The sequence below is a fragment of the Bradyrhizobium sp. CCGUVB1N3 genome (assembly GCF_024199925.1).
GTDB lineage: Bacteria > Pseudomonadota > Alphaproteobacteria > Rhizobiales > Xanthobacteraceae > Bradyrhizobium.
This window is the reverse complement of record NZ_JANADR010000001.1, coordinates 648,513-662,182: the sequence shown is the minus strand read 5'-3', so window position 1 is coordinate 662,182 and position 13,670 is coordinate 648,513. Positions and strand designations below refer to the sequence as shown.

Here is a 13,670-nt window from a genome sequence, read left to right as displayed (position 1 = left end):
GATCAGAACTTGGCCGAAGTCACGACGTAGAACGCCCGGCCCGGCGCGACCGCCACGAACGGCGTCGCACTACGGTAGAGCGTATCGTAGTAGAGCTTGTTGGTCAGGTTCTGCGCGTAGAGCTTCATGGTCCAGTGCTGGTCGATCTTCTTCTCGACGAACGCGTCGAAGCGCCAGTAGCTCGGGATCAGCGTGCCGGTGTTGGCGCCGAAGGTGCCGCCGTAGACCTTGGAACGGAACACCGCCTGCCCACCGACTTCCCAGTCGCCGTCGAACTTGTACTTGCTGAGCAGGCTGAACGACTGGTGGGCGACGTTGGCGAGCGGCAAGCCGACATTGCTGGCGATGTTGCTCTTAGTCACCTTCGACTCCATCAGCACGATGCCGCCGAAGATGCTCCAGCGGTCGGTGAGCTTGCCGCTGGCCTCGATGTCGATACCCTGGATCTGGTACGCCGCACCCGACGTCAGCGTCGTGCCGACGGTCTCACGCGCATTATCCTTGGTGGTCTGGAACAGTGCGCCGCTCACCAGGAGGTGACGGTCGAACAGCTCCCACTTGGTGCCGACTTCCGCAGCCTTGTTGCGCTCGGGCCCGAGGATCGTGGTGCTGGTCGGCGGCGCCGAGCCATAATCCGTGCCGGTGGCGTCGAGCTCGGAGCCGAACGGGTTGGTCGAGGTCGCGTAGGCCGCGTAGAGGCTTCCGATCGGAATGGGCTTGAAGACGATGCCGCCGTTGTAGTTGACGAAGTCCGAGTCAACCCTGGCCGCTGCCGCGGCGGTCGACGATCTCAAAGCATAGTTGTCCCACCGAACGCCTCCGTTCACGATGATCCGGTCTTCCCAGTTCGCGGTATCGAGCACGTAGAGGGCGCCGCTGTCGACATTGTAGTGGATCGGATCGCCGCCCAGCACAGGGTTGAACGGCCCGGAGCTGAAGGTGTAGCCAGGTGCATAGATCGACTGGCCCGGCAACGCGCCGGTGCTTGTAAACCCACTACCGTTCACCTCCGACGAAAGCCCGGTATAGCGGCCGATTCCGATACGTTCGTTGGCGACCTCGAGGCCGGTCACTGCCGTGTGCTTGACCGATCCCGTGTTGAACTTGAACGTCGCGTCTTCCTGGTTTGCCACGACGTCGACCCACTGGTTGCGGCTCTGCGCGCTCGCAGTGAACGTCCACTTCGTCGGATCCGGGTTGGTCGTCACGGGCGACTGCGGCAGCGTGCCGATATAGGCCAGCATGGACTGCTCCATACGGGTCCGGCTGGTCAGCGTGATGTTGTCGGTGGGCTTGTACTCACCCGTCAGCGTGCCGAAGTCCTGCCGCGCGGTCTGCCAGTCGCGATTGATGAGGCCGTACCAGTTCTGGCGCGGGATGCCGGCCTCGGTCACCGGCACGTTGCCCTGCTTGTAGTAGGGCACGCCGAAATCCGGCAGACCGCTCAGATCGGTGTGCACGTAGTTCGTCGTGATCTTGATGTCGTTGGTCGGTGTGTACTTGGTCGAGATGAAGGTGCCCCAGCGATTGTCGGTCACATAGTTGCGACCGGCGACGTTGGCATCCTGGAAAAGGCCGCCGGCGCGCACCGAGAAGGTCGGGTTGATGACCTGGTTGACGTCCAGCGTGACACGCTTGGTCATGTCGGTGCCGAAGGTGGTCTCGGCGTTGGTGAAGTTCTGGTCGCCCGCCTGCTTGGTGACGATGTTGATGGCACCGCCCGCGGTGCCACGTCCGGCATAGGACGAAGCCGGTCCCCGCAGGATCTCGAGCTGCTCGGTAAAGAAGTTCTCGCGGATGGAGACCGCGGGATCGCGGATGCCGTCGATGAAGACGTCGTTGCGCGCATCGAAGCCGCGGATGAAGAAGCGGTCGCCGAAGGCGTTGCCGCCCTCGCCGGAGCCCAGCGTCACGCCGGCGGTCGAACGACCGATCTCCTTCAGCGTCGTGGCGTTCTTGTCCTCAAGCACTTCCTTGCTGAGAACGGTGATGGTCTTCGGCGTGTTCAACAGCGGCTCGGGAAACTTGCCCGAGGCCTGCACGTGATCGACCTTGTAGGGAGCTGCCGGATCGGCATAGGGATCGCGGTCCGGCGCGCCTGCGCTCTGGGACGGCGCGGCTGCGGCCTGTTGCGCCTGCTGGCGCTGCGCCGCGCGGCGAAGCGCATTGCGCGCACGAATCTGCTCCGGCGACGGCTTCGAGGCGGCAGGGCGCGGGCGCTCGACCGGCGCGTCGACGCTGACCGGCGGAAGATTCGACTGCTGCGCCTCAGCGGCGCCCGAGAACGATGCCACCGCGATCAATCCGGCAACGGCTGACGCCGCCTTGCCAGAGCCGCCTTCGAATCTCTCGTCGATGAAATCAATTGCCGCGAACGATCGCAGCGACTTCGGTGCAACCACCTGCCCCATTACCACACGCCCCATTTTCCTGATCGCTCATGCGCGTCATTCGCGATGAACGTTGAGGCGTTGGTATCGGCCGCGAAATATGCGGTCAATGCGAGCAGGCTTGCGAGAACGCTTGAATAATTCCAGATCAAAACGATTCTAATCTGGAGTTTTAAATCGTTCTAAGGAGCTAGTTTGTAAACGTTCTAAAAAGCTGAAAAACTGCGCCTCGCCATCTCGCAATTTACAGCATCAATCGCTGCTCGGCGGCTTCATCAGTGAGAACAATTCGTCGACCGTTTGCTGCGCGACGGAGCGAACGCGATCAGTATTGTCCATGCCCGCGATGTTGACACCCTTCACGACGGCTTTGATCTCGTCGCGAAAGTCGGTGAGGAAGCGCAAGGGATCGCCCTGTTCGTTGGCGACACGCGCGATCAGGCCCGTGATCAGAATCTGACACGCGATCAGCTTGCCGTTCAGCTCGTCCATCATGCGCTCCCGTTGTGCGGCGGCTGATATGGACGACGTCGCATGGGCTGACAACGGAAACAGCGCGCGATCAATTTAGAACCGTTCTGGCGCGGGCGGCGTGAGCTTCAGCGCAAGGATTCGCGCACTCGGCGCGCGTGTCGCGAAGCTTTTGCACGTTGATCGATACTTCGGCGTTCGGAGAACGGTTGTTCACGATACGCGCACGTCGCCCGGATCGGATGCAAAGCTTTCCAATTGTTTAGGATTCTCAAGCGACAGTGTTGTTTACACTGGAACTTGGCGTGTATTATACAGGCTGCCGCCGGAACCCTTTCGAAGACCCATAATTCAACCTTTGGGCAAACGAGCCGATACGAAGCTGAAATGAAAAAGTCGCGGCCGATTCTGTGGTTTTCCCTCATCGCAGCCGTGGCCGTGACAGGCTACTTCGGCTGGCAACGCTTCTACGGTCCGGACGCCGCCAAGACCCAGACCGCGCAAAAAGGCCCGCCGCGGCCGGTCGCAGTTCCTGTCACCATCGCACCGGTGCAGCAGGCCGATTTCCCGGTCTATCTGACCGGGCTCGGCACGGTTCAGGGCTTCAATACCGTGCAGGTTCGGACCCGGGTCGACGGCCAGATCGACAAGGTCGCCTTCACCGAGGGCCAGATCGTCAACCAGGGCGACCTTCTGGTCGAGATCGATCCCCGCCCCTTCCAGGCCGCGCTCGACCAGGCCAAGGCGAAGAAGGCGCAGGATGAGGCGAACCTCGCCAACGCCAATCTCGACCTCCAGCGCTATACCAAGCTCGGTGAATTCGCGACCCGGCAGCAGACCGACACGCAACGCTCCACCGTCGCCCAACTCACCGCACAGATCGCCGCCGACGAGGCCGCGATTTCCAATGCCCAGACCCAGCTCGACTACACCCAGGTCAAGTCGCCGATCACGGGCGTCGCGGGTCTGCGCCAGGTCGATATCGGCAACATCGTCAATGCCTCCAGCCAGACGGCAATCGTCTCCATCGCCCAGATCGAGCCGATCACGGTGATCTTCACCGCGCCCGAGGACCAGCTGCCCTACATCAATGAGGGCCAGAAGGCCGGCGCGCTCAAGGTGATCGCGCTGACGACCGACGGCAAGAAGGCGCTCGCCGCAGGCAAGCTCGCCGTCATCAACAATCAGGTCGACACGACCAGCGGGACTATTCGGCTGAAGGCGGTGTTCGACAACAAGGACCACACGCTGTGGCCGGGCCAATCGGTCTCGACGCGTCTTCTGGTTCGGACGCTGAAGGACGCCACGGTGGTGCCCGACGACGCGGTCCAGCATTCGACCAACGGTCTCTACGCCTATACCGTCAATCAGGAGAACAAGGCTGAACTGCGCAAGCTCAAGGTCAGCTACTCCATCGATGGACGCTCGGTGATCGATGAAGGACTTAGCCCGGGACAACAAGTGATCACCGGCGGTCAGTTCAAGGTACAGCCTGGAAGCCTCGTCTCTACGGCGGTCGCGAGTTCGACTCCGGGCCAGAACAAGGTTCGACAGGAATGAACGACGGCGGGATTTCGGCACCTTTTATCCGTTATCCCATCGGCACCTCGCTGCTGATGGCCGGCATTCTCTTTGTCGGCCTCGTCGCCTACCCCCTGCTGCCGGTCGCGCCGCTGCCGCAGGTTGACTTCCCGACCATCCAGATCACCGCGAACCTGCCCGGCGGCAGCCCGGAGACGATGGCCTCCTCGGTCGCCCAGCCGCTGGAGCGCCAATTCGCGCAGATCCCCGGCATCGCCCAGATGACGTCGACGAGCTATCTGGGCACGGCCTCGATCACGATCCAGTTCGACCTCAATCGCAGCATCGACGGCGCGGCCAACGACGTGCAGGGCGCCATCAACGCGGCCAGCGGCCAGTTGCCGAAAAACCTGCCCTCGCCGCCGACCTATCGCAAGGTCAACCCGGCGGACTCGCCGATCCTGCTGTTATCCGCGACATCCGAGACGCTGCCGCTGACGACCGTCAGCGACGCGATCGACGCCCAGCTCGCCCAGCAGATCAGCCAGATCTCGGGCGTCGCACAGGTCTTCATCGGCGGCCAGCAGAAGCCGTCGGTCCGCGTACAGATCGATCCGGCGAAACTGGTCGCCAAGGGCCTGTCGCTGGAGGACGTCCGCAGCGCTATCGCGATCACGACGGTCGACAGCCCCAAGGGCAATATCGACGGCGAGAAACGCGCCTACACCATCTACGCCAACGACCAGTTGCTCCAGTCCAAGGACTGGAACGACGTCATCATCGCCTACCGCAACGGCGGCCCATTGCGAATCCGCGATATCGGCCAGGCCGTCACCGGGCCCGAGGACGCCAAGCAGGCCGCCTGGGCCAACGGCAAGCGCGGCGTGTTCCTGGTGGTGTTCAAGCAGCCCGGCGCCAACGTCATCGAGACCGTCGACCGGATCAAGGCAACCCTGCCCCGGCTGGTGGCGGCGATCCCGCCGGCGATCAAGATCGAGGTCATCAGCGACCGCACCACGACCATTCGCGCCGCGGTCGAGGACGTCCAGTTCACGCTGCTTTTGACCATCATCCTGGTGGTCATGGTCATCTTCGTCTTCCTGCGCAGCTTCTGGGCGACCGTCATCCCCACCGTCACGGTTCCGCTGGCGCTGCTCGGTGCGTGCGCCCTGATGTGGGTGTTCGGCTACTCGCTCGACAATCTGTCGCTGATGGCGCTCACGATCGCGGTCGGCTTCGTCGTCGACGATGCCATCGTGATGCTCGAGAACATCACGCGCTACATCGAAAACGGCGATTCGCCCCTCGCCGCCGCCTACAAGGGCGCCAAGGAGATCGGCTTCACCATCGTGTCGATCAGTATCTCGCTCGTTGCGGTGCTGATCCCGCTTCTGCTGATGGGCGGCATCATCGGGCGCCTGTTCCGCGAATTCGCCGTCGTGCTCGCGATGACGATCTTCGTCTCGATGTTCGTGTCGCTGACGCTGACCCCGATGATGGCCTCGCGTTTCCTGCGCGCCCATGGCGAGGTGAAGCACGGCAAGTTCTATGTTTGGAGCGAACGCGCCTTCGATGCGATGCTGCGCGGCTATGAATACATCCTCGACCACGCGCTGAGCTGGCGCCGCACCACGCTCACCATCTTCTTTGCCACGCTCGGCCTGTCGGTCTACCTGTTCGTCCTGATCCCGAAGGGTTTCTTCCCGCAGCAGGACGTCGGCCTGATCACCGCGACATCCGAAGCATCTCAGGACATCTCGTTTGCCGAGATGCAAAAGCGGCAGGTGGAACTCGGCAAGATCGTGATGGCCGATCCTGACGTTGCCTCCATCGCGATGAACATCGGCGGTAGCGGCCGGGCCGGCAACAACGGCAACATGTTCATCACTCTGAAGCCGCGCAGCGATCGCGAGGCATCGGCGCAGCAGATCATCGCGCGGCTGCGTCCGAAACTCGAGAAGGTCGAAGGCGCCCGCCTCTATATGCAGGCCGCCCAGGACGTTCGGCTCGGCGGCCGGCCGACGCGTACCCAATTCGAGTTCACGTTGCAGGACGCAGATCTCGGCGAGCTCAACGACTGGGCGCCCAAGATCCTCGCCAAGATGCAGACGCTGCCGGAACTACGCGACGTCGCGACCGACCAGCAGACCCAGGGCACCACGGTTCAGCTCAAGATCAACCGCGATACCGCCTCGCGCTACGGCATCCAGCCGCAGCTGATCGACGATACCCTCTATGATGCGTTCGGCCAGCGGCAGGTCACGCAGTACTTCACGCAGCTCAACAGCTATCACGTGATCCTCGAGATCCTGCCGGAGATGCAGGGTAATCTCGACAGCCTGAACAAGCTGTACCTGAAATCGCCTCTAACGGGCGACCAGGTGCCGCTGTCGACGTTTGCGACCTGGACGACCGATCCGGTGCGCCCGCTCTCGATCAGCCATCAGGGCCAATTCCCGGCGATCACGATCAGCTTCAACCTCGCACAGGGCGTGGCGCTGGGACAGGCCACGGAAGCCGTGCAGAAGGCGATGGCCGATCTCGGCGCGCCGGCGACGCTGAATTCGAGTTTCCAGGGCACCGCGCAGGCTTTCCAGCAGTCGCTCGGCACTGTGCCGCTGCTGATCCTCGCAGCCCTCGTCGTGGTCTATCTGATCCTCGGCATTCTCTATGAGAGCTACATCCATCCGATCACGATTCTCTCGACCCTGCCTTCGGCCGGCGTCGGCGCGCTCGCGATCCTGATGGCGGCCGGGTTCGACTTCAGCCTGATCGCGCTGATCGGCATCATCCTGCTGATCGGCATCGTGAAGAAGAACGGCATCATGATGGTCGACTTCGCGATCGCGGCGGAGCGCGACGAGCACAAGACGCCGGCGGAATCGATCCGCCAGGCCGCGCTGCTCCGCTTCCGCCCGATCATGATGACGACGATGGCCGCCCTTCTCGGCGGCGTGCCGTTGATGCTCGGGCACGGCACCGGTGCCGAAATCCGCCAGCCGCTTGGCTATGCCATGGTCGGCGGCTTGATCGTCAGCCAGGCCCTGACACTGTTCACGACACCCGTGGTCTATCTCTATCTCGACGAGCTCTCCAACTGGTTCTCCGGCTGGGGCCGTTCCAAGGAGAGCGAACACGAGACGACCGAACACGGCACGGTCAAGGAAGCGGCCGAGTAAGCCAGCGTCGCGATTCCAATGCCGGCACATTTCCCTCCTTTCAAGCCAAAGCGATATTTCATGCCCATGCGCTCCAATCTTGCCGCCCTCCTCTCGGTTGCCTTGCTGTGGAGCGGATCCGCACACGCCCAGGGCACCAAGTCCAAGGCTGCTCCGCCCCCCTCCGCACAGCCCACGGCTCCTGCCGCGCAGCCGCAGGCCGATGTTGCGCCGGCCCCGCAAGCAGGCTGGGCCGCACGCTGCACCAGCGCGAGCCGCGAGGCGCCGCTGGAATGCGCGATCGAGCAGAACGCGGTGCTGACCAAGACAGGACAGCTCATCGTGCTGATCAACATCCGCGTGCCTGCCGACACCCGCGTGCCCACGGCGCTGATCCAGCTGCCGCTCGGCCTCAACATCCCCGTCGGCGCCAAGCTCCAGATCGACGAGGGCAAGACCGTCGACCTGCCGATCCAGACCTGCGAAAATCGCGGCTGCTACGTCTCGACGCCGATTTCCGCGGATCTGCTCGCGGCGCTGAAATCCGGCAAGCAGTTGAAGGTCTCCTTCCAGAACATGTCCAAGGAGACCATCAACATTCCGATGCCGTTGAATGACTTTGCTGCCGCCTACGACAAGATCAAGTAACGAGCCGCATCCGTCTCACCCTGCCCGAGATAAGCCTTCCGCACCTGCGGATCGTTCGCCAGCGCCGTCGCGGTGCAGGACAAGACGCTTCTGCCCACCTGCAACACGTCGCGAAATCGGAGACCTCGAGGGCGAGCTCGATCGACTGCTCGGCAAGCAGGATGGTCGGGCCCTCGCGATGCAGGCGGCCGACCGCGAGCATCTGCCGCTCGCCGCGGCGCCAACCGCTGCGCGCACCGGCCGCGATTTTGATCACTTGGTTTCGCGCCCTTGGAGCGGCGCGAAAATCCCCTCCACAGCGGCGCTTGCAAGCCTGGAGACGAGCGGGTAGAAACCCACCACGCCTGAGCCGTGATTTGCGCCGCGTGCGCCTCCGGTCGCCGCCCGACAGTTCAATAAATTATTGAATTTGTTAGGCAATTCCGTTGGGGAATGGTGTAACGGTAGCACAACAGACTCTGACTCTGTTTGTCTTGGTTCGAATCCAGGTTCCCCAGCCATCAAAATTCTTCAATTTATTTAGCGATGCTGCCGATGATGTCTTTGGCATCACCTGGCACCCTGCTGCGGCAATTTGCTTTAGAGTTACGATGTCTATCGGGGGGGGGTGATCAGCAATGTCTTATCGGCGCCATTTCCGCGGCACGTTCGCCGCCGCGGTCCTTCTGGCCTCCTCCGCCATGTCTCTTGCGGGCTTCAATCCCGCATCCGTCTATCAGGAGGCTCCGGAGGTCGCAGCCCGCTACCCAGATGCGGAGGTGCACTACAGCACGCCGGCCTTTGCGCCCGGAAAGCAGGATTTCACTTCGCATAGCGAGTTGATGGCCTTCCTGGAGGCGCTCTCGGATAAGGCGCCGGCCATGCGCATGGAGATTGGCGCCCGCTCCCAGCAAGGACGCGTGCTACCCGTTCTGTTCTTCTCCCGCGATCAGAACGCGCTCGGCAATGGAGCGAAGCCGGTGGTTCTCATCATCGGCCAGCAGCACGGCAACGAACCTGCCGGTGGTGAAGCGGCCCTGGTTCTGGCGCAGCGCCTCGGCGCCGGCGATCTCGCCGATCTCCTCTCCGCCATCGACGTCATCATTGTCCCGCGCGCCAATCCGGATGGTGCCGAAGCGTTTGTCCGCGGACTGGCGAACGGCATGGACGCCAACCGGGATCACACGCTGCTGCGAACACCGGAAACCCGGACGATCGGCGCCCTGTTCAACCGGTTTCATCCGCAACTCGTGCTGGATTGCCATGAATTCACCGTGGGCGGCCGCTGGATCGAGAAGGTCGGTGGCCTCCAACGCGTCGACGCGATGATCCAATACGCCACGGTCCCCAATCTTCCGCCGAGCCTGGAGAAGGCCGAATCCCAGCTTTTCCTTCCGGCGATCTTGCAGGCCTTCGATACGCATGGTCTGACGCATGACTGGTATCACACGACCGACGGCAGTCGTCGTGACTCGCCCGTCGCGATGGGCGGGATCGGGCCCGATACCGGCCGCAACGTCGCCGGCTTGCGCAATGCCGTCAGTTTCCTGCTGGAAACCCGCGGGGTGGGGCTTGGGCGCGCGCATCTGGCGCGGCGGGTCGAGACGCATGTCGTTGCGGCCGAAGCCATCCTGCAGCTAGCGGCCAAGAATCCCGGTGCATTCATGCAGTTGTCGAAGCAGGCTTCAATCGAGGCCAGCACGTCCGACCAACCCGTCGTCATCGTCGCGCATGGACATCCCGAGTCGCGTGAGATGGTCTTCGTCGATCCCAAGACCGGTGCGGACAAACCCGCCACGGTAGCCTGGGTCTCGGCACTGAAGATCGACCCGGCGCTGACTCGCCCCCGACCCGCCGGCTATCTCATCAGCCGTGACAACACCCAGGCCATCGACGCGATCAAGCGGGCTGGCCTGACCTTTCAGCTCGTTGCAAAAGCGGCGGTGATCCCCGGCGATCACTATCGGGTAGCCGATGTTACCTCGGGAGCGAAGGAAGATGTGCGCGGCGACGACACAGGTGCCGGAGCGATCATCAAGGGGACTTTTGCGCTGGAGAAGGCCGATATCGTTTTGACGCCGGACGATGTCTTCGTTCCGTTCAATCAGTCCTTGTCGGGCCTGGCCGTCGCGTTGCTGGAGCCTGAAAGCGACGCCGGCCTGGTCGCCAACAAGCTTGTTCCAGCGACCAGCGGGCAAGTCTTGTCGATTTCGCGACTGGCTCGTGCGCCGTGACGCATTCAAGTCCTTCGCGTTGCGACGTGATCCTGGGGCGGCATTGATGCGCCAATTTCGAGCAAAGGCACTTTCGTGGTGGCCGGCAGTCCTTATGCTCGCTTTCGTTTCGCAGGTGGCCTCCGCCGAAACGCCGAGCGTCACGGGCGCCGACATTCCGCGGTTCGGGATCTACGAGGGCAAGGTCCTCAACTCCGAGACGTCGAGCGGTACACCGACCGGAACGATCATGCGGGTCATCCATACGTTCACGTCAGAGACGACGACGGTCCCGGCGCGCAAGGGCATTCGCTTCGGCTATGAATATCGGCTCGCCGGCGCCCCCAACGGAGCGCTAGTGCCGGTGCGGAGCATCACCATCTTCCCACCCGGCGGCATACGCAACCCGCGCACGGGCGAGGTGTTCTCGCGCAGCGATGTCACCGAGCGCTGGGCGATCGGCAGCACCGTGCTGCACGGCTACAGCCTCGACGAGGATTGGGAAGCCGTTCCCGGCACGTGGGTCCTGCAGACCTGGGTGGGCGAGCAGAAGGTCGCCGAGATGGAGTTCACGCTGACGGCGCCGTGAGGTCAGGCGATGGCATCACGCGACGAAGCCGCCCTCGCCCTTACTTCCTGTTCTCCTCACAGAACTTCAGCGCGCCCAGCACCTCGCCGGCGCGGGGGATCTGCATCTCGATGCTGTCGTCGTCATCATCCTCGAAATCGACCGTGAGGCGCTTCGCCTTCGACAGCCTGTCAAGGATCGACTGGTTGAACTCGAAGATGCCGCGCACGGTGGTCTTGTCCATGACCTCCCACTTGGCGCCCTTCATGATGTCGGCGTCGTCGGTGCCGAAGTCGGCCTTCAAGACCTCGCCGACCTTGTCCCATTCCCAGCCGTCGTAGATCATCACGATGACGATGGCCTTGTCGGAGTAGGACAGCACGATCACGTAATCGCGGTTCTCGTCCTCCTTGTCCTTGTAGCCGCGGCTTGCATTGCAATGGGTGTCCTGCGAGCGCTTCTCGATCGTCCAATCGCCCACCTTGGATTGCTGCGCGAGCACAGGCGTGGCCGAAAATCCCGCGAGCAGCGCGATCGTGAAAAGCAATTTCCTCATATTGTCCTCCCAGCCGTTTCCCCGGAACGAGCTGACCATCTCCGTTGGAGAGCCGCAAGAGCGTCGCCACCCCAACGGGCAGCACAATCTGGGATAGCGTGGTTAACGGGCCTGAAGGCGCAACGCCTGCGGCGGTTCCGACGAAACCCTTTCCCCAAACCCACGAAACACCCCTGAAACAGACCGCCCCCTATGCTGATCCCCAAAATCATACAGGGACGGCCACCATGCAATTCTTCCTCGAGCTGATCTGGGACTATTCCTGCGGCCAATACCTCGTCGCCATGCCGCTGCGGGAGGATGAGCTATGATCGAGCTGATCTCCGCCTTCCTCGCCCTTTGCAGCATCGGCGTTTTTGCAGCGCACGCGCTCGACGCCTACCGCACCTCGCACTACTGAGACGGGGCGCTAACGCGCCCCCTCGCCATCGATCTGCCGCCCCATCAGCGCGATCGCCTTCTGGTAGACGCCGGCGGCGTTCCAGGCTTCGATGGCCGCAAAATTTGGCTCGCCCGGCTGGTAGCCGGCGCCGGCGCGCCAGCCATGGGCTTTCAGGAAATTCGCCGTCGAATTCAGCGCATTGGCGGCAACGTCGAGATTGCCGGTGCCATAGGCCAGGATGTTCTTGGGCATGAACTGGGTCTGGCCGACCTCGCCATGCATGGACCCGCGCTGGCCGGGCGACATTGAGCCACGATCAATCAGCTTCAGGGCGGCATAGAGCTGGTCGGTGAAGAACTCCGGCCGGCGGCAGTCATAGGCGAGCGTCGCGATCGACGACAGCATGTTCTGATTGCCGCGCTGGCTGCCAAAGCCGGTTTCCATGCCCCAGATCGCAATCAGCGGCCCCGGCGGCACGCCATAGCGCTGCTGGATCGAGGCGAACAAAGCGCCCTGCGACTGCTTCAGCGAGCGCCCGCGCGCCACGATGGTCGAGGCGCCGCGCTTGGCCAGGAACTGGTCGAGCGAAAGCGAAAAACTGTGCTGGCTGCGATCGGCCGCAATGGTCGCGCTGGCGTAATTGGCCTGCATCAATGCGCCAATGCCGGTCGCGCCGATGCCCTTGCCACGGGCCTCCTCGCCGAACGCGCGCTTCCAGCCCTCGAAGCCGCCGGGCCCGTTGCCGCATTGCGCGGCGTCGGCGGCGCCAAGACCCGCGAGCAGCGCCACGGTGCCGAGAACGGCCAATGCTGCGATTTTGCCCCTGGTCATTCCGCGTTCCTTTCTTCGGGGCATGCGCCCTGCTCGCAACCAATCGATGCCTGGATTCGTCTGCCGTGCGGCATGATCGTACGTCAGTGCCGATCGCTCAAGCCCTGCCGACCGCAATCATTGCGCGGCACGACGCTTGACATCGGATGAACGGTCATCCGCCGAGCAGGAAATCCACCATGATGCTCTGGTGCTGCTGATACATGTCGGTGCCGGTCGCCGTGACGCAGCCGATCTTTCGCGCGGCTGCGATGAAGGGCGAGACCTCCGGCTTGGTGATGACACAGCCGCAATAGGTCGACGACGCCAGTTTTGCGACGTCGACCGGCAGCGAGTCGCCTTCCCGCATGCCGGCGGGCGTGGCGTTGGCTACGAAATCGTAGCCGGAGGGATCGATCGACCCAGCCGAAGCGCGACCCTTGCCAAGCTTGTTCAACTGCTCGATCAACACGTCACGCCGCTCCGGCACGGTGTCATGAATGGCGATCTCGCGGACGCCGGCCTCGATCAGCGCGAGCGCAATCGCCGAGCCCGCGCCACCGGCACCGACCAGCAGTGCGCGCATCCCCTCAGGGTCAATCCCCTTGGCACGGGCAGCACCGACGAATCCGAGTCCGTCCACCATATCGCCATGCCAGGCGCCGTCCGCGCGGCGGCGCATCAAGTTCACTGTACGCAGGAAATGCGCGCGGTCGGTGGCGCTGGCGCAGGCCTGGTAGCAGGCGAACTTGTGCGGAATGGTTGCGACGATGCCGTCGAGATTCTTCAGCCGCGAGGCGACAGCGAGGAAGTCGGGCAGATCGGCTGGCGCGACCTGGACGGGGACGAGGATGCCGTCATGACCACGTGCGGCGAAGGCGGCCGTGAGCCCTGCGGGCGAGCGCACCTGGGCGATGGGATCGCCGACGATGACATGGAGCCGCGTCGCGCCGCTGAGCGTCGGGGGCACGGCG

General features: G+C 63.2%; 11 protein-coding genes and 1 tRNA gene. 7 read left to right on the top strand and 5 right to left on the bottom strand.

Features of this window, described 5'->3' with window-relative positions; genetic code table 11:
* Positions 1 to 2: 2 nt before the first annotated feature.
* Both NLM33_RS02985 and NLM33_RS02980 read right to left on the bottom strand, forming a co-directional pair.
* Positions 3 to 2,426, bottom strand: a complete 2,424-nt coding sequence (locus NLM33_RS02985) for a TonB-dependent siderophore receptor (RefSeq protein ID WP_254094535.1) — start codon at positions 2,424 to 2,426, stop codon at positions 3 to 5.
* A gap of 216 nt (positions 2,427 to 2,642) precedes the next feature.
* Entirely contained in the window at positions 2,643 to 2,882 is a 240-nt protein-coding gene (locus NLM33_RS02980) for a hypothetical protein (protein ID WP_254094533.1), read from the bottom strand.
* Positions 2,883 to 3,248: 366 nt separating this feature from the next.
* Here NLM33_RS02980 and NLM33_RS02975 point away from each other — a divergent pair, with 366 nt between their 5' ends.
* The 6 genes from NLM33_RS02975 (at position 3,249) to NLM33_RS02950 (ending at position 10,969) form a co-directional block, all read left to right on the top strand.
* The gene (locus tag NLM33_RS02975) at positions 3,249 to 4,421 is read left to right on the top strand and encodes an efflux RND transporter periplasmic adaptor subunit (RefSeq protein WP_254094531.1); all 1,173 of its coding nucleotides are present in this window, start codon (positions 3,249 to 3,251) and stop codon (positions 4,419 to 4,421) included.
* Positions 4,418 to 7,561 (top strand): multidrug efflux RND transporter permease subunit, encoded by a 3,144-nt coding sequence (locus tag NLM33_RS02970; protein WP_254094529.1) that lies wholly within the window; start codon positions 4,418 to 4,420, stop codon positions 7,559 to 7,561. The genes NLM33_RS02975 and NLM33_RS02970 overlap by 4 nt, the downstream gene beginning before the upstream one ends.
* Positions 7,562 to 7,621: 60 nt before the next feature.
* Positions 7,622 to 8,188: an invasion associated locus B family protein gene (locus NLM33_RS02965; RefSeq protein WP_254094527.1), complete on the top strand. Its 567-nt coding sequence runs from the start codon at positions 7,622 to 7,624 to the stop codon at positions 8,186 to 8,188.
* Positions 8,189 to 8,614: 426 nt separating this feature from the next.
* Positions 8,615 to 8,688 (top strand) — tRNA-Gln (locus NLM33_RS02960).
* Between the two features lie 117 nt (positions 8,689 to 8,805).
* Positions 8,806 to 10,401, top strand: coding sequence for a M14 family metallocarboxypeptidase (locus NLM33_RS02955; RefSeq protein ID WP_254094525.1), 1,596 nt, complete (start codon positions 8,806 to 8,808; stop codon positions 10,399 to 10,401).
* Positions 10,402 to 10,495: 94 nt separating this feature from the next.
* On the top strand, positions 10,496 to 10,969 hold the full coding sequence (locus NLM33_RS02950; RefSeq protein ID WP_254094524.1) for a DUF3859 domain-containing protein: 474 nt from the start codon (positions 10,496 to 10,498) through the stop codon (positions 10,967 to 10,969).
* A gap of 40 nt (positions 10,970 to 11,009) precedes the next feature.
* On the opposite strand, the gene NLM33_RS02945 is transcribed toward NLM33_RS02950, so the two are convergent.
* Entirely contained in the window at positions 11,010 to 11,504 is a 495-nt protein-coding gene (locus NLM33_RS02945; protein ID WP_254094523.1) for a hypothetical protein, read from the bottom strand.
* 44 nt (positions 11,505 to 11,548) lie between these two features.
* On the opposite strand from NLM33_RS02945, the gene NLM33_RS02940 reads away from it, so the two are divergent.
* Positions 11,549 to 11,815, top strand: a complete 267-nt coding sequence (locus NLM33_RS02940) for a hypothetical protein (protein WP_254094522.1) — start codon at positions 11,549 to 11,551, stop codon at positions 11,813 to 11,815.
* A gap of 98 nt (positions 11,816 to 11,913) precedes the next feature.
* Here NLM33_RS02940 and NLM33_RS02935 read toward each other — a convergent pair whose 3' ends face one another.
* A complete protein-coding gene (locus NLM33_RS02935; protein ID WP_254094521.1) occupies positions 11,914 to 12,717 on the bottom strand; it encodes a lytic transglycosylase domain-containing protein in 804 nt (267 codons plus the stop codon).
* A gap of 154 nt (positions 12,718 to 12,871) precedes the next feature.
* A complete protein-coding gene (locus NLM33_RS02930) occupies positions 12,872 to 13,666 on the bottom strand; it encodes a shikimate dehydrogenase (protein ID WP_254105634.1) in 795 nt (264 codons plus the stop codon).
* Between the last annotated feature and the right edge of the window lie 4 nt (positions 13,667 to 13,670).